18 protein-coding genes are annotated in these 22386 nt (G+C 64.5%); 11 read left to right on the top strand and 7 right to left on the bottom strand.

From position 1 onward, the window contains the following. Positions 1 to 198: 198 nt before the first annotated feature. The 4 genes from acnA to E7V67_019110 form a co-directional block, all read right to left on the bottom strand. Positions 199 to 2907 carry an aconitate hydratase AcnA gene (gene acnA, locus E7V67_019125; protein ID WUR11800.1) on the bottom strand — a complete coding sequence of 903 codons (2709 nt, stop codon included), beginning with the start codon at positions 2905 to 2907 and terminating at the stop codon, positions 199 to 201. Positions 2908 to 3031: 124 nt separating this feature from the next. Continuing rightward, positions 3032 to 3607, bottom strand: a complete 576-nt coding sequence (locus E7V67_019120; GenBank protein WUR11799.1) for a hypothetical protein — start codon at positions 3605 to 3607, stop codon at positions 3032 to 3034. Continuing rightward, the gene (locus tag E7V67_019115; protein ID WUR11798.1) at positions 3607 to 4608 is read right to left on the bottom strand and encodes a CoA ester lyase; all 1002 of its coding nucleotides are present in this window, start codon (positions 4606 to 4608) and stop codon (positions 3607 to 3609) included. Before E7V67_019115 ends, E7V67_019120 begins: the two co-directional genes overlap by 1 nt. Before the next feature lie 98 nt (positions 4609 to 4706). After that, positions 4707 to 5696: a malate dehydrogenase gene (locus E7V67_019110; protein ID WUR11797.1), complete on the bottom strand. Its 990-nt coding sequence runs from the start codon at positions 5694 to 5696 to the stop codon at positions 4707 to 4709. Positions 5697 to 6044: 348 nt separating this feature from the next. Here E7V67_019110 and E7V67_019105 point away from each other — a divergent pair, with 348 nt between their 5' ends. The 8 genes from E7V67_019105 to E7V67_019070 all read left to right on the top strand — a co-directional run bounded on the left by E7V67_019105 (position 6045) and on the right by E7V67_019070 (position 12398). Continuing rightward, complete coding sequence (locus tag E7V67_019105) at positions 6045 to 6926, top strand: GntR family transcriptional regulator (protein WUR11796.1); 882 nt, start codon at positions 6045 to 6047, stop codon at positions 6924 to 6926. Between the two features lie 199 nt (positions 6927 to 7125). Next, positions 7126 to 7548, top strand: a complete 423-nt coding sequence (gene sdhC / locus E7V67_019100; protein ID WUR11795.1) for a succinate dehydrogenase, cytochrome b556 subunit — start codon at positions 7126 to 7128, stop codon at positions 7546 to 7548. 3 nt (positions 7549 to 7551) lie between these two features. Beyond that, entirely contained in the window at positions 7552 to 7914 is a 363-nt protein-coding gene (gene sdhD, locus E7V67_019095) for a succinate dehydrogenase, hydrophobic membrane anchor protein (GenBank protein ID WUR11794.1), read from the top strand. A 3-nt stretch (positions 7915 to 7917) separates the two neighbouring features. Continuing rightward, positions 7918 to 9696: a succinate dehydrogenase flavoprotein subunit gene (gene sdhA, locus E7V67_019090; protein WUR11793.1), complete on the top strand. Its 1779-nt coding sequence runs from the start codon at positions 7918 to 7920 to the stop codon at positions 9694 to 9696. An 18-nt stretch (positions 9697 to 9714) separates the two neighbouring features. After that, positions 9715 to 10425, top strand: a complete 711-nt coding sequence (locus E7V67_019085) for a succinate dehydrogenase iron-sulfur subunit (protein ID WUR11792.1) — start codon at positions 9715 to 9717, stop codon at positions 10423 to 10425. A 13-nt stretch (positions 10426 to 10438) separates the two neighbouring features. Further along, positions 10439 to 10720 carry a succinate dehydrogenase assembly factor 2 gene (locus tag E7V67_019080; GenBank protein WUR11791.1) on the top strand — a complete coding sequence of 94 codons (282 nt, stop codon included), beginning with the start codon at positions 10439 to 10441 and terminating at the stop codon, positions 10718 to 10720. A gap of 40 nt (positions 10721 to 10760) precedes the next feature. Then, on the top strand, positions 10761 to 12065 hold the full coding sequence (gene gltA, locus E7V67_019075; GenBank protein ID WUR11790.1) for a citrate synthase: 1305 nt from the start codon (positions 10761 to 10763) through the stop codon (positions 12063 to 12065). Between the two features lie 126 nt (positions 12066 to 12191). Then, on the top strand, positions 12192 to 12398 hold the full coding sequence (locus tag E7V67_019070) for a hypothetical protein (protein ID WUR11789.1): 207 nt from the start codon (positions 12192 to 12194) through the stop codon (positions 12396 to 12398). Between the two features lie 177 nt (positions 12399 to 12575). Here E7V67_019070 and E7V67_019065 read toward each other — a convergent pair whose 3' ends face one another. After that, positions 12576 to 14390 (bottom strand): MEDS domain-containing protein, encoded by a 1815-nt coding sequence (locus E7V67_019065; GenBank protein WUR11788.1) that lies wholly within the window; start codon positions 14388 to 14390, stop codon positions 12576 to 12578. Between the two features lie 168 nt (positions 14391 to 14558). Between E7V67_019065 and E7V67_019060 the strand changes: the two genes are divergently transcribed. Next, positions 14559 to 14999 (top strand): hypothetical protein, encoded by a 441-nt coding sequence (locus tag E7V67_019060; protein WUR11787.1) that lies wholly within the window; start codon positions 14559 to 14561, stop codon positions 14997 to 14999. Between the two features lie 5 nt (positions 15000 to 15004). Here E7V67_019060 and E7V67_019055 read toward each other — a convergent pair whose 3' ends face one another. Both E7V67_019055 and E7V67_019050 read right to left on the bottom strand, forming a co-directional pair. Continuing rightward, entirely contained in the window at positions 15005 to 17014 is a 2010-nt protein-coding gene (locus tag E7V67_019055) for an EAL domain-containing protein (GenBank protein ID WUR11786.1), read from the bottom strand. 284 nt (positions 17015 to 17298) lie between these two features. Then, complete coding sequence (locus E7V67_019050) at positions 17299 to 17688, bottom strand: BlaI/MecI/CopY family transcriptional regulator (protein ID WUR11785.1); 390 nt, start codon at positions 17686 to 17688, stop codon at positions 17299 to 17301. 383 nt (positions 17689 to 18071) lie between these two features. Between E7V67_019050 and E7V67_019045 the strand changes: the two genes are divergently transcribed. After that, positions 18072 to 20927: a 2-oxoglutarate dehydrogenase E1 component gene (locus tag E7V67_019045; GenBank protein ID WUR11784.1), complete on the top strand. Its 2856-nt coding sequence runs from the start codon at positions 18072 to 18074 to the stop codon at positions 20925 to 20927. Positions 20928 to 21001: 74 nt separating this feature from the next. Beyond that, on the top strand, positions 21002 to 22267 hold the full coding sequence (gene odhB, locus E7V67_019040) for a 2-oxoglutarate dehydrogenase complex dihydrolipoyllysine-residue succinyltransferase (GenBank protein WUR11783.1): 1266 nt from the start codon (positions 21002 to 21004) through the stop codon (positions 22265 to 22267). The last annotated feature ends 119 nt before the right edge of the window (positions 22268 to 22386 follow it).

The following is a 22386-nucleotide window of genomic DNA, read 5'->3' as shown; positions in this document are numbered from 1 at the left end:
TAAAAATCTTATCAAGCGTATTGTAGTTGATTCGCCGGAATCTGGTGATCCCCATAAAAATAGGGACAGACCCCATTTTCCAGGAAATGTTGCCTGAAAAATGGGGTCTGTCCCTATTTCGCCAGTTTCGCTACGTCAGCGGTGAAAACCAGGGACAGTCCCCGTTCGGGGACAGTCCCTAACCTCACGCGTCAGCGCTTAGGCGGCCAGCAGCTGGCGCAGCACGAATGGCAGGATGCCGCCGTGCTTGTAGTAGTCCACTTCGATCGGCGTGTCGATGCGCAGCAGGACCTTGACTTCCTGCTTGCTGCCGTCTTCGCGCTTGATCACCAGCGTGACGATCTGCTGCGGCTTGATCTCGCCTTCCAGGCCGACCAGGTCGTAGGTTTCCTTGCCGGTGATGCCCAGCGATTCGACGCTGTCGTTGCCGATGAACTGCAGCGGCAGCACGCCCATGCCGACCAGGTTGGAACGGTGGATACGCTCGAACGAACGCACCAGCACGGCCTTCACGCCCAGCAGTTGCGTACCTTTCGCCGCCCAGTCGCGCGACGAGCCGGTGCCGTACTCTTCGCCGCCGAACACGATGGTCGGGGTGCCTTCGGCCACGTACTTCATGGCCGCGTCGTAGATCGACATCTGTTCGCCGGACGGCTGGTGGATCGTGATGCCGCCTTCGACTGCGGAACCGTCGGCCTTCGGTGGGATCATCTTGTTCTTGATCCGCACGTTGGCGAAGGTGCCGCGCATCATGATCTCGTGGTTGCCGCGGCGCGAGCCGTACGAGTTGAAGTCGGCCTTCAGCACGCCGTTGTCCTTCAGCCATTTACCGGCCGGGCCGTCTTCCTTGATCGAGCCGGCCGGGGAGATGTGGTCGGTCGTGATCGAGTCGCCGAACACGCCCAGGGCGCGCGCGTTGCTGATGCCGGTGGCGGCGGCCTTCGGCGTCATTTCGAAGCCGTCGAAGAACGGCGGTTCGGCGATGTAGGTCGAGTCAGGCCAGTTGTAGACCTGGCCTTCGGTCGACGACACGGCTTCCCACAGCTTGCCCGGGTTGCCCTTGACCTGCGCGTAGTTCTCCTTGAAGACCTTGGAGTTCATCGCGAACTTCATCAGCTTGTTGATCTCTTCCGAGGTCGGCCAGATGTCGCCCAGGTAGACATCCTTGCCGTTCTTGCCCTTGCCGACCGGTTCGGTCATCAGGTCGCGCGTCACGTTGCCGGCGATGGCGTAGGCCACGACCAGCGGCGGCGAGGCCAGGAAGTTCGAACGGATGTTCGGGTGGATACGCGCTTCGAAGTTGCGGTTACCGGACAGCACGGCGGCGGCCACGATGTCGTTGGTCTGGATCGCCGCGTTCAGTTCCGGCGTCAGGTCGCCCGCATTGCCGATGCAGGTGGTGCAGCCGTAGGCGGTCACGCCAAAGCCCAGCTTTTCCAGGTACGGCAAGAGGCCGGCGGCCGTCAGGTATTCCGTCACGACGCGCGAGCCAGGGGCCAGCGAGGTCTTGATGTGCGGTGCCACGGTCAGGCCGGCTTCGACGGCCTTCTTGGCCAGCAGGCCGGCGGCCAGCAGCACGCTCGGGTTGGACGTGTTGGTGCACGAGGTGATGGCGGCGATCAGCACGTCGCCGTTCTTCACCTGCACGCCGTTGCTGGTTTCGTAGGTGGTGTTCAGGTCCAGCGGGTTCTTGTTGAAGCCGTTCTGCGTGGTCGGCTTCGAGAACAGGTCGGTGAACGTCGACTTGACGTTGCCGATCTCGATACGGTCCTGCGGACGCTTCGGGCCGGCCAGCGACGGGGTTACGGTAGCCAGGTCCAGGTGCAGTTCGCGCGTGAAGTCGATCTCGCCTTCCTTCGGAATGCCGTACATGCCCTGGGCCTTGAAGTAGGCCTGGAACGCGGCGATTTCTTCCTTGGTGCGGCCGGTGCCTTCGAAGTACTCGATGGTCTTGTCGTCGACCGGGAAGAAGCCCATCGTGGCGCCGTATTCCGGTGCCATGTTGGCGATGGTGGCGCGGTCGGTCACGGTCAGCGATTCGGTGCCTTCGCCGAAGAACTCGACGAACTTGCCGACGACCTTCTCTTTACGCAGCATCTCGGTGATGGTCAGCACCAGGTCGGTCGCGGTGCAGCCTTCGCGCAGCTTGCCGGTCAGGTTGACGCCGATCACGTCCGGGGTCAGGAAGTACACGGGCTGGCCCAGCATGCCGGCTTCCGCCTCGATACCGCCCACGCCCCAGCCGACCACGCCGATGCCGTTGATCATGGTGGTGTGCGAGTCGGTGCCGACCAGCGAGTCAGGGTAGTACACGCCGCCGTTGTTGTGCACGCCGCGTGCCAGGTATTCCAGGTTGACCTGGTGGACGATGCCGAAGCCCGGTGGCACGACGCCGAACGTGTCGAAGGCCTGCATGCCCCACTTCATGAACTGGTAGCGCTCGTTGTTGCGCGAGAATTCCAGCTTCATGTTCAGTTCCAGCGCCTTCGGCTCGCGGAAGTGGTCGATCGTCACGGAGTGGTCGACGACCAGGTCGACCGGCACCAGTGGCTCGATCTTCTTCGGGTTGGCGCCCATCTTGTAGGCGACGTTGCGCATCGCGGCCAGGTCGGCCAGCAGCGGCACGCCGGTGAAGTCCTGCAGCACGACGCGGGCGACGACGAACGGGATCTCGTCGGTACGCTCGGCGGTGGCGCCCCAGTTGGCCACCTGCTTCACATGCTCTTCGGTGACTTTCTTGCCGTCGCAGTTACGCAGCACGGACTCCAGCACCACGCGGATCGACACCGGCAGGCGGGAGATTTTGGCGCCCAGGGCCTGTTCCAGCGCGGGCAGCGAGTACAGCTTGCCCTTTGTCTTGCCCGAAATCGGGAAATCCTTGAGCGTGTTGAATGTGTTGTGCGGCATGACCTCTCCTTCAGGTGGGTATCTTCGGCAAGCCGGCCCGTCGCCACGGTGGCCGCTTGCCGTCATTGGGTAAAACGCGAAACTACGGTAGTGCTAATAATCTGTGCCAATATCGCGGCGGACGTCAGCCCTGCGGCGTGGCTGCCGCGCCATGGCCTGCGGCGGGCGCCGTCGCTGGCGTCGCCGTGGGCACGGCCGGCGCCTCGGCGGCCGGGGCCGGCAGCGGCGCCGGCATGTTCTGCTCATCGTTCTTGCATTCGTTGGCCAGCTGGCGGTTCTGCTTCGAATCGAGCAGCATCGCCTTGGCCGGGATGCCGATCCAGATCAGGCCGAACGCCTTGTTCTCGAAGCGCTGCGCGCCCGTCGTCGTGGCCACGCGGGTCAGGCGGTGCAGGCGCTTCTTCCAGCGCAGCGCGATATGGCCGTCGTCGGTGGCGTTCTGGTAGACCGTGACCTTGTTGCCGAGTTCACAGTGGAAGTCGGTGACGGCGGTGCCGGCGATATCGGGTTCGTCGGCTTCCGGATCGGCTTCCTTCGGCGCGGCGGCCTTGGCGGCCTTGGCCTTGGATTCCTTCGACTTCGACGATTTCTTCTTGGCTTCCGCCTTCGGCTTCGCGGGTTCGGCGGCGGCGGACATGGCGGGAACGGCGGACGCCAGGGCCAGCGCGAGCGTGGCGGCGATCAGTTTGGAGATGGACATTACTTGGTTTCCGTTGCGGTTGGTTTCGGGTCCAGCAGTGCCGCGGCCGGTTCCGGCAGCGTCAGGCCCGCGAGGCGGGCACGCTGCAGAACCGTCCAATAGTATCGGTAGCTGGCGCGGTCGTGCAAGCGGCCGTGCTGGTTGATCGGGCCCCACTGCACCTTCTGAGCTTCGGCCAGGATCGCCGCCGCCTCGTTGACCTCGGACAGGCGCGGCGTGAACGCCTTGACGATCGGCTTGATCTGGCTGGGGTGGATGCTCCACATGCGGGTGTAGCCGAATTCGGCGGCGGCGCGCTGGGCGTCCGTCGCCACCACGGCCGAGTCCTTGATCTCGGTCGTCACGTTGTGCGACGGTACCTTGCCGTAGGCATGGCAGGCCGCCGCGATCTCCAGCTTGGCGCGCACCACCAGCGGGTGCACGAACTGGTTCGGCGTGCGCATCGCATTGGCCGGGATGGCGCCGTAGTGGCTGGAGACGAAGTCCATGATGCCGAACGACAGGCACTCGACCTGGGGCAGGGCGGCGATGGCGAACACGCTGCGCAGCGCGCCGTGCGTCTCGATCAGCACGTGCACGGGCAGGTTCTGGCGGCCGGCCTTGTGGGCATGCACGTTGACGGTCTCGATGGCGCGCATCACGTCCTGCACGCTGTCCGCCTTGGGCAGCACGATGTAGGCGACGTTGTCGGCCGCCTGGCCGACGATGATCTCGACGTCGCGCGCGAAATGCGGGCTGGCCACGTCGTGCACGCGCGCGCCGATGCGCTTGTGGGTATTGCCGGCGTCGTTCAGCAGCCCGGCCACGAGGCGCGCATGCGCTTCCTCGTTGCCGGCCGCGGCGCCGTCCTCGCAGTCGAACGTGATGTCGAACACGGGACCAAGCTCTTGTTGCAGGGCCATCGATTTGCGCATCAGCTTTTCCGAACCTGCGTAATGGTCGCAGGCTGGCAAGAGCAGCGGCTGGCGTTCGCCCTGGAATAAAACCTCGGATGGGTGCATCGTAGTCGGATACGTGGTCTGGAGACGATAACGCCGCGCGGCCCTCAAGGCAGCGCGGCGAACGCGATGGAACCGCTAGGGTTCCATGACGAAGAGGATTACGGCAGCAGGTGCTTGACGCCTTCGCGCTCTTCGGTCAGTTCCTTCAGCGTCAGGTTGATGCGCTCTTGCGAGAACGCGTCGACTTCCAGGCCCTGGACGATCTTGTATTCGCCGTTTTCGGTGGTGACCGGGAAGCCGAACATGATGCCTTCAGGGATGCCGTAGGAACCGTCGGACGGTACGCCCATCGTGGTCCACTTGCCGTTGGTGCCCAGCACCCAGTCGCGCACGTGGTCGATGGCGGCGTTGGCGGCCGAAGCGGCCGACGACAGGCCGCGCGCCTCGATGATGGCGGCGCCGCGCTTGCCGACGGTCGGCAGGAAGGTGTTGGCGTTCCATTCCTGGTCGTTGATCATGTCCTTGACCGACTGGCCGTCGATCGTGGCGAAGCGGTAGTCGGCGTACATCGTCGGCGAGTGGTTGCCCCACACGGTCAGCTTCTCGATGTCCTTGACGGCCTTGCCGGTCTTGGCGGCGATCTGCGACAGGGCGCGGTTGTGGTCCAGGCGCAGCATCGCGGTGAAGTTCTTGGCCGGCAGCGAAGGTGCCGATTTCATGGCGATGTAGGCGTTGGTGTTGGCCGGGTTGCCGACCACCAGCACTTTCACGTTGCGCGAAGCGACGGCGTCCAGCGCCTTGCCCTGCACCGTGAAGATCTGCGCGTTCGCTTCCAGCAGGTCCTTGCGTTCCATGCCCGGGCCACGTGGACGGGCGCCGACCAGCAGGGCGACGTCGGCATCCTTGAAGGCGGTCATCGGGTCGCTGTGCGCGGTCATGCCGGCCAGCAGCGGGAAGGCGCAGTCGTCGATCTCCATCATGACGCCCTTCAGCGCCTTTTGCGCTTTTTCGTCAGGGATTTCAAGCAGTTGCAGGATGACCGGCTGGTCTTTGCCCAGCATGTCGCCGTTGGCGATGCGGAACAGCAGGGAATAGCCGATCTGGCCGGCGGCGCCGGTGACGGCAACACGCATTGGGGTTTTAGCCATGGTGAATCTCCAAAGTGGAATAAAAAACGAAGCTGACTGCGCCGACGCCGTGCCCGCTCATCCGCCAGGCCCGGTGTCCCGATACATAAAACAGCAATGATACCAAATTAGCCCTGTGCGAGGCTTCGCTTTCGCGGGGTAATTGCGGCACTGCCACTGCCGCGTGAGCATCGATCCGCAATGCCCATCTGCCATGCCTGTCCTGTGCGAATGACCGTAAAAGGGCGCGCCAGGGCCGGCACCGGGGGCGAGTGTAGGCTTCGTGCTGCCTTCTGTCAATCATATCTTATGTCTTATATAAGACATATAACTTGCTGGGTTATTACTGGACGGAGAGGGGCTTTTGTGGTGAAATCGTGGTCTATGAATCCCGTCACGCCCAACCAGACCAGTCCAGGCAGCACAGCAAATGCGCCGGCTGCGCCGGCCACGGGCGCGACGGCCGCCGCCCCTGCCGGCACCGCCGCGCCCGCGCCGGCATCTTCCTCAGGCAGCGCCGCCCAGGCCGTCGCTTCGCCCACGTTCTCGCCGCTGTACCAGCAGATCAAGGCGCTGATCACGCAGAGCCTGCAGTCCGGCGAGTGGAAGCCGGGCGAGATGATCCCCAGCGAGGTCGAGCTGGCCAACCGCTATAAAGTCAGCCAGGGCACCGTGCGCAAGGCGATCGACGAGCTGGCGGCCGACAACCTGGTCATGCGCCGCCAGGGCAAGGGCACGTTCGTGTCCACCCACCACGAGGCGCGCGCCCACATCCGTTTCCTGCGCCTGCGCCCGGACGAGGGCGTGCCCCATTATCCCGAGAGCCGCTTCCTGGAAGTCAAGCGCCTGCGCGCCCCGGCGGACGTGGCCCGGCTGCTGGAACTGAAGTCCGGCGACGCCATCATCTATATCAAGCGGGTGCAGTCGTTCGACGGCATCCCCACGATCATCGAGGAACAATGGCTGCCGGGCCAGCTGTTCAAGGGCCTGACGGCTGAGCGCCTGTCCGAGTACAAGGGGCCGATGTACGGCCTGTTCGAATCCGAGTTCGGCACCCGCATGATCCGCGCCGACGAGAAGGTGCGCGCCGTGGTGGCCGGGGCGGAGGATGCCGCGCTGCTGGGCGTCGATGCCGGCACGCCGCTGCTGTCGGCCGAGCGGGTCTCGTTCACCTACGGCGACAAGCCGGTCGAGCTGCGCCGCGGCCTGTACCTGACCACCCGTCACCATTACCAGAACGACCTGAACTAGCGAAAGCGTGTAGAAAGACGGTGACCCGCGTCCAGGAATTGGGCGGCGCAACATAAATTTGGTTATATGTAACAATAGATATTGGTCGATGCTGCGAAATAGGCGAAAATCGCTGTCTTGGCAATTGCAGAGCACTGCAACATCGCCGCACACCGACACCGCGGTTCATTAAATAGCAAAAGTAAAAGGGAGGTTTGTCATGTCTGAAGCCGTCAGGGAAGCACCGCGCAAGCAACGGCGAGAAATCCGTAACATCCATATTACGGAGCTGGTCAACTATCGCCAGCCGTTCTCCGCCATTGTGTCCATCATGCACCGCGTCAGCGGCTTCCTGATGTTCGCGCTGCTGCCGTTCATCCTGTATCTGCTGCAGGAAAGCATCCGTTCCGAAATCTCCTTCGCCCACTTCCAGGGCATCGCCTCGCACCCGTTCTCGAAACTGGTCATCCTGGCCCTGGTCTGGGGCTACATGCACCACTTCTGCGCCGGCATCCGCCACCTGGTCATGGACACCCACATCGGCCTGGACAAGGGTTCGGCCCGCAAGAGCGCGATCATCGTGCTGGTCATCACCTGGGCGGTCGTCATCCTGGTTGCCCTGAAACTGTTCGGAGTATTCTAAGAAATGAAAAACAATATCGGATCGAAGCGCCTCGTGGTGGGCGCCGGCTACGGCCTGGGCGAATTCCTGGCGCAGCGCGCCACCGCCGTCGTGATGGTGGTGTACACCGTCGTGCTGCTGGTCTCCTTCCTGACCGGCAGTAACTTCACCTATGAAGGCTGGGCCGGCCTGTTCGCCCAGACCTGGTTCAAGCTGTTCACGCTGGCCACCCTGATCGGCCTGTTCTACCACGCCTGGATCGGCGTCGTCAGCATCTACCAGGATTACATCAAGAACATCGCCGTTCGTTTCATCCTGCATACCGCCTCCGCCATGTGGCTGGTGGCTTGCGCCGTCTGGTCGGTGCAGATACTCTGGAGTGTTTAAATCGTGGCAGCTATCAAATCTGCAATCCCTGTCCGCCGCTTCGACGCGGTGATCGTTGGCGCCGGCGGTTCCGGCATGCGCGCTTCCCTGCAACTGGCGGAAGCCGGCCTGAACGTGGCCGTGCTGTCCAAGGTGTTCCCGACCCGCTCCCACACCGTGGCGGCGCAGGGCGGCATCGGCGCCTCGCTGGGCAATATGGCGGAAGACAACTGGTTCTGGCACATGTTCGACACCGTCAAGGGCGGCGACTACCTGGGCGACCAGGATGCGATCGAATTCATGTGCCGCGAAGCACCGAAGGTCGTGTACGAGCTGGAACACTTCGGCATGCCGTTCGACCGTAACCCGGACGGCACCATCTACCAGCGTCCGTTCGGCGGCCATACCGCCAACTTCGGCGAGAAAGCCGTGCAGCGCGCCTGCGCCGCGGCCGACCGTACCGGCCACGCGCTGCTGCACACCCTGTATCAGCGTAATGTCCGCGCCCGCACCCACTTCTTCGTCGAGTGGATGGCGCTGGACCTGATCCGCGACGCCGACGGCGACGTGCTGGGCGTGGTCGCCCTGGAAATGGAAACGGGCGAAGTCATGATGCTGCAGGCGAAGACGACGATCTTCGCCACCGGCGGTGCCGGCCGCATCTTCGCCGCCTCCACCAACGCGTTCATCAACACCGGCGACGGCATGGGCATGGCGGCACGCGCCGGCCTGCCGCTGCAGGACATGGAATTCTGGCAGTTCCACCCGACCGGCGTGTCCGGCGCGGGCGTCCTGATCACGGAAGGCGTGCGCGGCGAGGGCGGTATCCTGATCAACTCGCAAGGCGAGCGCTTCATGGAGCGCTACGCGCCGACGCTGAAGGACCTGGCGCCGCGCGACTTCGTGTCCCGTTCGATGGACCAGGAGATCAAGGAAGGCCGCGGCTGCGGTCCGAACAAGGACCACGTACTGCTGGACCTGCGCCACATCGGCAAGGACACCATCGAGAAGCGCCTGCCGTCGATCCTGGAGATCGGCCACAAGTTCGCCAACGTCGATGCGACCAAGGAACCGATCCCGGTCGTGCCGACGATTCACTACCAGATGGGCGGTATCCCGACCAATATCCACGGCCAGGTCGTGACCCCTGCGGGCGACGGCACTCAGAAGATCGTCAATGGCCTGTACGCGATCGGCGAGTGCGCCTGCGTCTCGGTGCACGGCGCCAACCGCCTGGGCACCAACTCGCTGCTGGACCTGGTGGTGTTCGGCCGCGCGGCCGGCAACCACGTCGTCGCGCAGAAGCTGGCACCGAAGGAGCACAAGAACCTGCCGGCCGACGCCGCCGACTTCGCGCTGGACCGCCTGAACCGCCTGGAAACCTCGACCGGTTCCGAGAAGGTGCAGGGCGTGGCCAACGACATCCGCGCCACGATGCAGAAATACTGCGGCGTGTTCCGTACCGACGACCTGCTGAAGCAAGGCTTCCAGGAGATCATGAAGCTGGACGAGCGCCGCAAGCACGTGTCGTTCAAGGACAAGTCGAAGGTCTTCAACACCGCCCGCGTGGAAGCGCTGGAGCTGGACAACCTGATCGAGACGGCCAAGGCCACGATCACGTCCGCCGTGGCGCGCAAGGAATCGCGCGGCGCCCACGCGCACAGCGATTTCCCGAACCGCGACGACGACAACTGGATGAAGCACACGCTGTGGTTCTCCGAAGGCAACCGCCTGGAGTACAAGCCTGTCGTCACCAAACCGCTGACGGTCGAAACCTTCAAGCCAAAAGCACGTACTTTCTAAGCAAGGGCCTCACAGAAAATGGCACGCACTCTCAAATTCAAGATTTACCGCTACGATCCGGACAAGGATACCAAGCCGTACATGCAGGACCTGACCGTCGAGCTGAAGGACACCGACAAGATGCTGCTGGACGCCCTGCAGCGCATCAAGTCCGACGTGGACGACTCGCTGGCCCTGCGCCGCTCGTGCCGCGAAGGCGTGTGCGGTTCGGACGCGATGAACATCAACGGCAAGAACGGCCTGGCCTGCACCACCAACCTGAACGAGCTGACCGAGCCGATCGTGCTGCGTCCGCTGCCTGGCCTGCCGGTGATTCGCGACCTGATCGTCGACATGACGCAGTTCTTCAAGCAGTACGACTCGATCAAGCCGTTCCTGATCAACGACTCGATCCCGCCGGAGAAAGAGCGCCTGCAGAGCCCCGCCGAGCGCGAAGAACTGGACGGCCTGTACGAGTGCATCCTGTGCGCGTGCTGCTCCACGTCGTGCCCGTCGTTCTGGTGGAACCCGGACAAGTTCGTCGGTCCCGCAGGCCTGTTGCAGGCGTACCGCTTCATCGCCGACTCGCGCGACGAAGCGACCAACCAGCGCCTGGACAACCTGGAAGACCCGTACCGCCTGTTCCGCTGCCACTCCATCATGAACTGCGTGGACGTCTGCCCGAAAGGCCTGAACCCGAACAAGGCCATCGGCAAGATCAAGGAACTGATGGTCCGTCGCGCCATCTGATATGAGCGCCGCGATGTCACCAGAAACCAACCGTGAACATCAGGCGGACCCCGCCAACCGTGCCCGCCTGCGTTGGCGGGCACGGCGCGGCCTGCTGGAAAACGACCTGATACTGACCCGTTTTCTGGATGCGCACGAAACGGAATTGACTGACGAGGAAGTGGACGCGTTCACGCGGCTCCTCGACTTGTCGGACAATGCGCTGATGGATCTGGTCCTGGCGCGCAGCGAGCCACAAGGCGAGATCGACCTGCCGCACGTGCATGCACTGCTGGCCCGCCTGCGCCGCGCCTGATTTTTTTTAAATGCCGCACCTCTCCAGGAAGGAAGAGCCCATGAATATCTCTGAAAACAAAGCCACTCTGTCGTTCTCCGACGGCAGCCCGTCGGTCGAATTCCCGATCTACAAGGGTACCGTCGGCCCGGACGTCATCGACATCCGCAAGCTGTACGGCGGCACCGGCAAGTTCACGTACGACCCGGGCTTCATGTCCACCGCGTCGTGCAATTCGTCGATCACCTACATCGACGGCGACAAGGGCGAGCTGCAATACCGCGGCTACCCGATCGAGCAGCTGGCCGTGAACGCCGACTTCATGGAAACCTGCTACCTGCTGCTGAACGGCGAACTGCCGACCGAAGCGCAGAAGTCCGCCTTCGTCGACACCGTCACCAAGCACACGATGGTGCACGAGCAGATGCAGTTCTTCTTCCGTGGCTTCCGCCGCGACGCGCACCCGATGTCGGTGCTGGTCGGTACCGTCGGCGCGCTGGCGTCGTTCTACCACGACTCGCTGGACATCAACGATGCCAAGCAGCGCGAGATCTCGGCGATCCGCCTGATCGCCAAGATGCCGACCCTGGTCGCGATGGCATACAAGTACTCGATCGGCCAGCCGTTCATGTACCCGCGCAACGACCTGTCGTACAGCGCCAACTTCATGCGCATGATGTTCGGTAACCCATGCGAAGAGTACAAGGTCAACGACGTGCTGGTGCGCGCGCTGGACCGCATCCTGATCCTGCACGCCGACCACGAGCAGAACGCGTCGACGTCGACGGTGCGCCTGGCCGGTTCGTCGGGCGCCAACCCGTTCGCCTGTATCGCTGCCGGTATCGCCTGCCTGTGGGGCCCTGCCCACGGCGGCGCCAACGAAGCGGCACTGACGATGCTCAAGGAAATCGGCTCGGTCGACAACATCCCGGCCTTCATCGAGAAGGTCAAGGACAAGAACTCCGGCGTGAAGCTGATGGGCTTCGGTCACCGCGTGTACAAGAACTTCGACCCACGTGCGAAGCTGATGCGCGAAACCTGCCACGAGGTGCTGGAAGAGCTGGGCCTGCAGGACGACCCGCTGTTCAAGCTGGCGATGGAACTGGAAAAGATCGCGCTGAACGACGAGTACTTCGTCTCGCGCAAGCTGTACCCGAACGTCGACTTCTACTCGGGCATCGTGCAGTCGGCCCTGGGCATCCCGGTCTCGCTGTTCACCGGTATCTTCGCGATGGCCCGCACCATCGGCTGGATCGCCCAGTGGAACGAGATGATCGCCGATCCGGAACAGAAGATCGGCCGTCCACGCCAGCTGTTCGTCGGCGCCACCACGCGCGACGTGCCGCCGCTGAAGGATCGCAAGTAATCCTTGCGGCTTCGGGTGGAATGAAAAAAGCGGACCTTCGGGTCCGCTTTTTTTATCGTTGGCGCAGTGCCAAACCCACCAGGGGTTCGCGCCGGCCGTCAGTTGAAATGGGGAGAGCGGTCGAACATGACCGGAAATGATCTGATGGTGTTTTTTGAGCGGCACCTGCTGCTGGTCTTCGTGACCGGCGCCGTGTCGCTGCTGGTGCTGCTGGTACTGAAAATGCTGCGCGTCGATCCGCGCAACAGGGCGCGCGTCGTTGCCCAGGTGCCGAACGTGCTGTTCGGAGCCGCCGTGCTGGCGATTGTTGGATTTGGCTTGTACTTCAGCTGAGGGGTCACGAACAAAGGCAAGTGATGCCGCATGCCGATCCGCTTAGGGTCTGTCCCCCTTGCGGGGACTGACCCTGAAGTTTGTCATCAACGAACACGCAACGCTGAAGAACTTCGGGGTCAGTCCCTGTACAGGGACAGACCCCAGCGGAACGGCCTTCGACATGCCTTCCTCGCTTCAGTGGCCAGATACCTGGGGTTCGTTGCGGCCTTGGGCCGCTACCGCCACCTTTGCCAGCACGTCGTCCAGCTGCGCCGGTTTCAAGATATGCTCGTCGAAGCCGGCCGCCCGCGAGGCAGCCAGGTCGCCCGGCTGGCCGTAACCCGTCAGCGCGATCAGGCGCTTGTGCGCCATGGCGGGCATGGCGCGCAGGCGCCGCGCCGTTTCGTAGCCGTCGATGCCGGGCAGGCCGATGTCGAGCATGACGACGTCCGGCGTCAGCGTCGCGGCCTGCAGCAGGGCGCTTTCGCCGTCGGCCGCCGTGTCCACCTCGTAGCCGTGCAACGACAACAGCGTTGCCATCAATTCGCGCGCGTCGGCGTTGTCGTCGACGATCAGCACGCGGCGGCTCACCGCTGGCTCGACCGCGGCCGGTGCGGCCAGGGCGGGTGTCGTGGCAACGGCGGGCGTGGCCAGCGCCAGTTCCACCGTAAAGCGGCTGCCCCGGTCCGGACCGTCGCTGTGCGCGGCGATGCTGCCGCCATGCAGCTCGACGATGCGGCGCGCCAAGGTCAGGCCGATGCCCAGGCCGCCATCGGAACGGTCCAGCGAGCGCGGCAGTTGGGTGAACAGGCCGAACACGGCATCGAGCATGTCGGCCGGGATGCCGGCGCCGGAGTCCGTGACGGTGATGACGGCCGTGCCGTCGTCGACGCTGGCCGCGATACCGACGCTGCCGCCATTGGGCGTGTACTTGGCGGCGTTGTGCAGCAGGTTGCCGAACACCTGGGCCAGGCGGGTGCCGTCGGCCAGCACCTTGACGCCGCGGCCAGGCAGGGTGACCGTCAGCGCATGGCCGCGCTGGTCGATCAGCGGGCGAGCCTGCTCGACGGCCATGTCGACGATGTCCGCCAGCGCCGTTTCCTGCAGGTTGACCTGGATATGGCCTTGCGTGATGCGGGCCACGTCCAGCAGGTCGTCGACGAGGCGCGTCAGGTGCCCGACCTGGCGGGTCAGGATCGTCGAGCTGTCGGCAATGGGCGAACCGGCTGGCGCCAGCGCGCGGATCACGTCCGCCGCCGAGCGGATCGGCGCCAGCGGATTGCGCAGCTCGTGGCCCAGCATGGCCAGGAACTCGTCGCGCGCCCGCACGGCCGCGTTCAGCGCGGCGGTGCGCGACTCGACCCGGTCCTCCAGTTCCGCGTTCAGCCGCACCAGCTCTTCCTTCGCCAGCTTCAGCGACGAGCTTTCCAGCACTTCCCAGGCGCCGTCGCGGCGGGTCAGCGCGAACTCGTGGTGGCGGCAGACGTCGATCACATCCTCCGCGCTGCATGTCTCCATGCAATAGGTACACAACGCCACCAGGTTGTAGTGGCGGAAGGCACCGTTGACCTTGCGCTCGTAGTCCATGAAATCGGCCCAGCCGGAGCGCTCGACCCAGATCGTGTCGCCCGTCAGGCGCAGGCCGGCGAAGCCGAGGGCGCGCGAGCGGCGTTCGCGCTCGATCCAGCCGTTCAGCACGATGTCGGGGTCGAACTTGTCGCCCGGCTTGTACCAGTCCGAGATCGAGACGATTTCCATCTGGCCGCTGGCCACGTAAGCGTCGAAGCCGGGAATCGCCTGCGCCATCAGCGCGGCGGCGCGGCCGGCATCCAGCGACTGCGAGGTCACCCACAGGCAGGATTCGTTGGCGTCCAGCCCGGCCTGGAAGAAGGGTACCAGCGTTTCGGCCAGGTCGGCCTCGGTGCGGTAGAACTGGCAGAAGTGCGAGCCCCACGGGATGCTGCCGACGGCGTCGATACCGGAGCTGCGGTGCGTAGTATGGATGTGCAAGCGAGTTTCGCGCCGGGCGCGCCTCATGATGAGCGGGTGCGCCGCTCGCACCCTGACTGTCACATCATACGCCAGCGCGACCGGCGCCGTCCTCCTGTCAGCTCGTGCAGCTATGCCGCGCACGCTTCGGGCGCAAAATGGAGGCGTGCAAGATACGGGGATCATTCATTGCGACGCATCGGAAAATTGCGCCACCTGGCGGCCGGCCTGCAGGACTCGTTCGTCAACAGGAACAACGACGTACAAGGCCACTGGGCGCTGGGCAAGCTGTACGCGGACGCCCCGGCCGGCCGGGTGCTGCTCGATCTGCTGCGCTGGGAGGCCGCGCCCGCAACGTCCTGCACCGTTACGGTCGCCCGTAACTATGGCGAGCGGTTGCGGCGTGCGTTGCCAAATCTGGCGATGGCGCCGGATGACCTGGTCGAGGCGACCGTCGAGGTGACGTTCGATACGCCGCCGGCCCTGCCGCCGAACGCCTATCGGACCACGGGCGAGCCGTTCGACTGCGTGCTGACGTTGCGCAACCGCTACGGCCAGGCCGTCGTGCGGCGGGTCCATGCGTGCTGCCAGCGCTACGCGCCCTATCGGTTCAGCGGGCGCGGCGCATGAGCGTGCTAATGCGCCGTCAACCAGGCCGCCAGCGCGGGCCGTGCCAGCGGCTGGCTGATGTAGTTGCCTTGCACCCGGCTGCAGCCGTGCGCCGCCAGAAACTCATGCTGGTCGCGCGTTTCGACACCCGTCGCCACGACCGGGATGTTCAGGTTGTGGCCGATGTCGAGCATGGTCTTGGCCAGCATGCCGTCGCTGGGCGTGGCGCCGATTTCCTGCACCCGGCGCCGCGTCATCTTCAGCTGGCTGACGGGCAGGCGACGCAGGCAGGACAGGTTGTTCAGCCCCGCGCCGAACTCGTCCACCGACAGCCTGATGCCCAGCTCCTGCAGCCCGTTGGCCAGCCGCGTGGCCTGCTCCGGGTCGTGCATCAGCTGTTCCTCGTGCAGTTCGAGCGCCAGGCTGGTGGGCTTGATGCCGTGGTGGGCGACGCGCCGGCCCAGGTGCAGCAGGTAGTCGCGCTGCGTGAACTCGCGGCTGGACGCGTTGATCGAGATCGGCAGGTCCGGGTAGCCCAGCTCGGCCAGGAAGCGCAAGGTGCTGCAGACATCCTCCAGCACGCGCCGGCCCAGCGGCACGATCAGGCCGTTTTCCTCCGCTTCCGGCAGGAAGTCCGCCGGCAGCAGCTCGCCCCGCTCCGGGTGGCGCCAGCGCAACAGCGCTTCCAGGCCGAGGATCTTGCCGGTTTCGACGCACACGTCCGGCTGGAACAGCAGATAGAGATCGTCGCGGTCCAGTGCTTCGCGCAGCGCGTTTTCCATGTGCTGGCGCGCCGCTGTCGTGCTGGCCATCGCCGGCGAGTAGAAGTGGACGGCGTCCGGCCCGCCGTGCTTGCTCTCGTACATCGCCGCGTCCGCCGCCTGCAACAGGTCGTGCACGTTGCGGCCATCGCTCGGGTAGACGGCGACGCCCATGCTGGCACCCACCGACAGGATGCGGCCCTCGACGTCCATGTCGCCCGCCATCGCGCGGCGCACGCGGTCGATCATGCGCAAGGTGAAGCGCAGGTTGGGCTGCTCGGCCAGCACCAGCACGAACTCGTCGCCGCCCAGGCGCGCCACGGTATCGGATTCGCGCAGCGCCGACTGCAGGCGCTGCGCGACATTCTTCAGCACCTGGTCGCCCGCGTTGTGGCCCAGCGTGTCGTTGATTTCCTTGAACTTGTTCAGGTCCATCATGACGACGGCGACCTGCTCGTGGTTGCGCTGCGCCGAGTGGATCGCATGGTCGAGCCGGTCGCGCAGCAGTACCCGGTTGGCCAGGCCCGTCAGCGCGTCGTGCGTGACGAGGTGCTCCAGCTGCGAAGTGCGCTGCTTGGTGGCCGTGATGTCCTCGATGATGCCGATGAAGTGGGTGACGCGGCGGCTGTGGTCGCGCACGGGCGTGACGGACAGGTGATTCCAGAACAGTTCGCCGTTCTTGCGCTTGTTGCGGAACACGACCGAGGCGGGTTGCTGTGCCCGCACCGCTTCGCCCAGCCTGGCGCGCTGGTCCTCGTCCAGCCCCGGCGCGGCCATGAAGCGCGAATCGCGCCCCATCACTTCCTCCGCCCCGTAGCCGCTGATGCGCTCGAAGGCCGGGTTGACGTATTCGATCGGGTTGTCGACGCCCTCGTGGCGCGTGATGACGATGCCGTTGCTGGCCGCCGTCAGGCCACGCTCGAACAGTTCCAGCTTTTCGCGCTGGCGGTGGTGCTGCGACAAGTCCATGCCCATGCCGCACATATAACTGCCGCCACCGCCGACCAGCAGGCGCGACGCGCAGAATGCGAAGGGGATGGTCTCGCCGTCGGCCGAGCGTACCCGCGCTTCGATCTGCACGCGCTCGTCCTGCTGGAACACGGTGCAGAACGCTTTTGCCACCGTCGGGCGGTCGGCCGGCTCGAACACCTCCAGCATGTGCAGTCCGCGCAGTCGCTCGCCCGACAGGCCCGTGACCCGTTCCACCTGCTGGTTCCACAATACGAAGTATCCCGATTCGTCCAGGACGTAGAAGGTCCCGGCCAGCAAGTCCATTACATCGCGTAACGGCAAGTCGCCGACGTCCACGGCAGACTGCAGCCCACTTTCACCCATACTTCCCCCGAAGTCGCAAAATCGCTGTGTTCTTAATTTTTAGCAAAGCAAGATGATGCTGTTTCGATGCCGATCTGGTACCCATTCCTTCCTGGAACGTGCCGGCGCGTGGGGCTCGGCCGCTGCCGGCGGGCGGCCGTTTCGTACCACCTCAGTGTGATCGAAAAAACAAATTTGTGCCGCGCGTTTGGCGACGCGGTGTCACGGTGATGACAGGGGATAAGTCAGGCGCGGCCGTTGTCTTCGTCGAGCAGGGCCTGGATCTCGGCCCGCTCGCGCGCGCTGACGTGGCCGCCGCGCAGCGCCGCCATCACCAGCGCCTTGCCGGAGCCGGCAAAGGCTTTGTGGATCAGGTCCTTGAGCAGGCTGGTCTGGACGGCATCCTGCGCCTGGGCCGGCGCGTACACGTGGGCGCGGGCGCTCTCGTCGCGCGTCAGCAGGCCCTTGCCGTGCATTACCTGCAGCAGCCGCAGCACGGTCGCGTAGGTCTGCTCCGGCCGGGTTTCCAGCGCCGCTGCATGGACCTGCTTGGCCGTGGCGGGCCCGAGCGCGTACAGCAGGCGCAGCATCTCCAGTTCGGACGGCGTGGGTTTCGGCAGGGCAGGGGCGGTCATCGTGCGGCTCTTGAGGGACGTGTATCTAGAATAAATGATCTAGATGGCGAAGTCCAGCGAGCCGTCCGGCAGAACATTGCTGAAAAAATGGGGTCTGTCCCCATTTTCCCGGTAACGGCGCGCCGTGTTTAACATGACTGTTACAAGCTTCGGTTGTCGTACCTCAACGCGCCGTGCTATGCTAAACAACCATTGTTGAAATTTCGGAGGAGCTGTTGCCTGCCAAATATCCGCGCGGGCGGCTGCCATTTCCGGTTCTCTCTTAGGTGTACAGTCCTTCCCCCCACAACTTGATGTGCGATCCGCTAACCGGTCAGGCCGTGTCGCGGAAGGTTAGATTAACCCGCTAATTCCTCGCGAAGCGCGAAGAAAGGTGAGCAAGAATGATGCAACAACTGACGTCCAACTCCTACCTGTTCGGTGGGAATGCGCCGTACGTAGAGGAGCTCTACGAGGCGTACCTGGAGAATCCAGGTTCCGTTCCCGACAACTGGCGCGCGTATTTCGACGCCATGCAGCACGTGCCTGCCGTCGATGGCTCCAATAAACCGGACGTCGCCCACGCCTCCGTCATCGCCTCGTTCGCCGAGCGCGCCAAGGCCGGCCCGATCCGCACCGTGGTCGCCTCGGGCGACCCGGAAATGGGCCGCAAGCGCGTTGCCGCCACGCAACTGATCGCCGCCTACCGCTACCTGGGTTCGCGCTGGGCCAACCTGGACCCGCTGCAGCGCCAGGAGCGTCCGTCCATCCCGGAACTGGACCCTGCGTCCTACGGTTTCACGGATGCGGACATGGACACCGTGTTCAACATCAGCAACACCTACTTTGGTCCGGAAACCGCGTCCCTGCGCGACCTGACCAACTTCCTGCGCGACACGTACACCCGTTCGATCGGCGCGGAATTCATGTACATCTCCGACCCGGCCGAGAAGCGCTGGCTGCAGGAACGCCTGGAGTCGATCCGCTCCACGCCGAACTTCTCCCCGGAAAAGAAAAAGCACATCCTGGAGCGCCTGACCGCGGCCGAAGGCCTGGAACGCTACCTCCACACCAAATACGTCGGCCAGAAGCGCTTCTCGCTGGAAGGCGGCGAGACGTTCATCGCCTCGATCGACGAGATCATCCAGCGCGCCGGTGAAAAAGGCGTGCAGGAAATCGTCATCGGCATGGCCCACCGTGGCCGCCTGAACGTGCTGGTCAACACCCTGGGCAAGGCCCCGAAAGACCTGTTCGAGGAATTCGAAGGCAAGCACGGCGACGACCTGCCGGCCGGCGACGTGAAATACCACCAGGGCTTCTCGTCCGACATCTCCACCGCCGGTGGCCCGGTCCACCTGTCGCTGGCGTTCAATCCTTCCCACCTGGAGATCGTCAACCCGGTGGTCGAGGGTTCCGTCAAGGCGCGCATGGACCGCCGCGGCGACAAGGAAGGCAAGCAAGTGCTGCCGATCCTGGTGCACGGCGACGCCGCCTTCGCCGGCCAGGGCGTCGTGATGGAGACGCTGAACCTGGCGCAGACCCGCGGCTACGGCACGGGCGGCACGGTGCACATCGTCATCAACAACCAGATCGGCTTCACCACGTCCGACCCGCGCGACGCGCGGTCGACGATCTACTGCTCCGACGTCGTCAAGATGATCGAGGCACCGGTGCTGCACGTGAATGCCGACGATCCGGAAGCCTGCGTGCTGGCCTCGCAGATCGCGCTGGACTACCGCGCGCAGTTCCAGAAGGACATCGTGGTCGACATCATCTGCTACCGCAAGCTGGGTCACAACGAGCAGGACACGCCGGCGCTGACGCAGCCGCTGATGTACAAGAAGATCGCCCAGCATCCGGGCACCCGCCGCCTGTACGCCGAAAAGCTGGCCGCGCAGGGCGTGATCCCGGCCGACGGCGGCGACCAGATGGTCGCGGCCTACCGCGCCGCCATGGACGCCGGCAAGCACACGGTCGATCCGGTCATCTCGAATTTCAAGAACAAGTTCGCCGTCGACTGGCTGCCGTTCCTGAACCGCAAGTGGACCGACGCGGCCGACACCGCCGTGCCGCTGACGGAACTGAAGCGCCTGGCCACCCGCATCACCACCGTGCCGGAAGGCTTCAAGGTGCACTCGCTGGTGGAAAAAGTGCTGGCCGACCGTGCCAACATGGGTAAAGGCGAACTGAACCTGGACTGGGGCATGGGCGAACACCTGGCCTACGCCTCGCTGGTGTCGTCCGGCTATGCCGTGCGCCTGACCGGCCAGGACGCCGGCCGCGGCACGTTCACGCACCGCCACGCCGTGCTGCACGATCAGAACCGCGAGCGCTGGGATGCGGGCACCTACGTGCCGCTGCAGAACATCTCGGACAACCAGGCACCGTTCACCGTGATCGACTCCGTGCTGTCGGAAGAAGCGGTGCTGGGCTTCGAATACGGCTACTCGACCGCCGAGCCGAACACGCTGACGATCTGGGAAGCCCAGTTCGGCGACTTCGTCAATGGCGCGCAGGTCGTCATCGACCAGTTCATCAGCTCCGGCGAAGTCAAGTGGGGCCGCGCTTCCGGCCTCGTGATGCTGCTGCCGCACGGCTACGAAGGCCAGGGTCCGGAGCACAGCTCCGCGCGCCCGGAGCGCTTCCTGCAGCTGTGCGCGGACAACAATATGCAAGTGGTGCAGCCGACCACCGCGTCGCAGATCTTCCACCTGCTGCGCCGCCAGATGGTGCGCCAGTTCAGGAAGCCCCTGGTCGTGCTGACGCCGAAGTCGCTGCTGCGTAACAAGGATGCCGGTTCGCCGCTGTCCGAACTGGCCAAAGGTGCGTTCCAGACCGTGATCGGTGAAGTCGACGAGAAAATCGACGCCAAGAAGGTCAAGCGCGTGATCGCCTGCTCCGGCAAGGTGTATTACGACCTGGCCAATGCCCGCAAGACCCGCGGCCAATCCGATACGGCCATCATCCGTATCGAACAGCTGTACCCGTTCCCGCACAAGGCGTTTGCTGCCGAACTGAAGAAGTTCCCGGCCGCCACCGAAGTGGTGTGGGCGCAGGACGAGCCGCAGAACCAGGGTCCATGGTTCCAGATCCAGCACAACATCTTCGAGTCGATGGAAGCGGGCCAGCGCCTGGCATATGCCGGCCGCCCAGCCTCCGCGTCGCCTGCCGTGGGTTACTACGACAAGCACTACGCCCAGCAGAAGGAACTGCTGGAAACGGCGTTCTCGAAGCTGAAGGGCTTCATCCTGACCAAGTAAACGGCATGCCATGCGCGCCTGGGGACACCGGCGCGCATGGCCACCCACGCATAATCGAATTCACGGAGTAATCAATGGCACAAATCGAAGTCAAAGTTCCACAACTGTCGGAATCCGTCGCCGAAGCGACCCTGCTGTCCTGGCACAAGAAACTGGGCGAGTCCGTCGCCCGTGACGAAAACCTGATCGACATCGAGACCGACAAGGTCGTCCTGGAACTGCCGGCCCCGGCCGCCGGCGTCGTGGTACAGATCATCAAGAACGACGGCGCCACCGTCGTCGCCGACGAAGTGATCGCCATCATCGATACCGAAGGCACCGCCATGGCCTCGCCGCTGCCGGTGACCGCCGCGCCGGTCCAGACCGAGGCACCTGCTGCCGCACCGGCCGCCGCCGCTGTCACCGGTGGCGCCAAGGGCGACGTCGCCATGCCGGCTGCCGCCAAGATCCTGTCCGAAAAAGGCCTGTCCGCGACCGACGTCGCCGGCTCCGGCAAGGACGGCCGCGTGACCAAGGGCGACGCCCTGGCCGCCTCCGCCAAGCCAGCCGCGGCCCCAGCCGCGGCACCGGCCGCTAAGCCGGCCGCCGCCAAGCCGGCCCTGCAGCAAGTCTCGGCGCCGTCCGCGCTGAAGCTGGGCGACCGTCCGGAAGAGCGCGTGCCGATGAGCCGCTTGCGCGCCCGTATCGCCGAGCGCCTGGTGGAATCGCAGTCGACCAACGCCATCCTGACCACGTTCAACGAAGTGAACATGAAGCCGGTGATGGACCTGCGCAACAAGTACAAGGACAAGTTCGAGAAGGAGCACGGCGTCAAGCTGGGCTTCATGTCCTTCTTCGTCAAGGCCGCCGTGGCCGCGCTGAAGAAGTACCCGATCCTGAACGCCTCGGTCGACGGTAACGACATCGTCTACCACGGCTACTTCGACATCGGTATCGCCGTCGGTTCGCCACGCGGCCTGGTCGTGCCGATCCTGCGCGACGCCGACCAGATGAGCATCGCCGAGATCGAGAAGAAGATCGGCGAATTCGGCCAAAAAGCCAAGGAAGGCAAGCTGACCCTGGACGACCTGACCGGCGGCACGTTCTCGATCTCGAACGGCGGTACGTTCGGCTCGATGCTGTCGACCCCGATCATCAACCCGCCGCAGTCGGCCATCCTGGGCGTGCACGCGACCAAGGACCGCGCTGTCGTCGAGAACGGCGAGATCGTCATCCGCCCGATGAACTACCTGGCGATGTCGTACGACCACCGTATCATCGACGGCCGCGAAGCCGTGCTGGGCCTGGTGGCGATGAAGGAAGCGCTGGAAGATCCGGCGCGCCTGCTGCTGGACCTGTAATCGCGGCGCACCAGCTGCGCTGGATGCTTGGGGACTGTCCCTACGGGACTGTCCCCGGTTTTCACCACCGCCGCAGATAAAACCGGGGTCAGTCCCCTGCGGGGACAGACCCCAACCCC

It is taken from the genome of [Empedobacter] haloabium, assembly GCA_008011715.2.
GTDB lineage: Bacteria > Pseudomonadota > Gammaproteobacteria > Burkholderiales > Burkholderiaceae_D > Rugamonas > Rugamonas haloabia.
The sequence above is the reverse complement of the archived record's forward strand: the minus strand, read 5'-3'. Positions and strand labels throughout refer to the sequence as shown.

Bases quoted from the DNA above. Each gene is read 5' to 3' on its own strand.
- E7V67_019050 (WUR11785.1), bottom strand. From the start codon at position 17,688: ATGACCGCCCCTGCCCTGCCGAAACCCACGCCGTCCGAACTGGAGATG.
- E7V67_019045 (WUR11784.1), top strand. From the start codon at position 18,072: ATGATGCAACAACTGACGTCCAACTCCTACCTGTTCGGTGGGAATGCG.
- E7V67_019085 (WUR11792.1), top strand. From the start codon at position 9,715: ATGGCACGCACTCTCAAATTCAAGATTTACCGCTACGATCCGGACAAG.
- E7V67_019120 (WUR11799.1), bottom strand. From the start codon at position 3,607: ATGTCCATCTCCAAACTGATCGCCGCCACGCTCGCGCTGGCCCTGGCG.
- E7V67_019055 (WUR11786.1), bottom strand. From the start codon at position 17,014: ATGGACTTGCTGGCCGGGACCTTCTACGTCCTGGACGAATCGGGATAC.
- odhB (WUR11783.1), top strand. From the start codon at position 21,002: ATGGCACAAATCGAAGTCAAAGTTCCACAACTGTCGGAATCCGTCGCC.
- sdhD (WUR11794.1), top strand. From the start codon at position 7,552: ATGAAAAACAATATCGGATCGAAGCGCCTCGTGGTGGGCGCCGGCTAC.
- sdhC (WUR11795.1), top strand. From the start codon at position 7,126: ATGTCTGAAGCCGTCAGGGAAGCACCGCGCAAGCAACGGCGAGAAATC.
- E7V67_019110 (WUR11797.1), bottom strand. From the start codon at position 5,696: ATGGCTAAAACCCCAATGCGTGTTGCCGTCACCGGCGCCGCCGGCCAG.
- gltA (WUR11790.1), top strand. From the start codon at position 10,761: ATGAATATCTCTGAAAACAAAGCCACTCTGTCGTTCTCCGACGGCAGC.
- acnA (WUR11800.1), bottom strand. From the start codon at position 2,907: ATGCCGCACAACACATTCAACACGCTCAAGGATTTCCCGATTTCGGGC.
- E7V67_019115 (WUR11798.1), bottom strand. From the start codon at position 4,608: ATGCACCCATCCGAGGTTTTATTCCAGGGCGAACGCCAGCCGCTGCTC.
- E7V67_019080 (WUR11791.1), top strand. From the start codon at position 10,439: ATGTCACCAGAAACCAACCGTGAACATCAGGCGGACCCCGCCAACCGT.
- E7V67_019070 (WUR11789.1), top strand. From the start codon at position 12,192: ATGACCGGAAATGATCTGATGGTGTTTTTTGAGCGGCACCTGCTGCTG.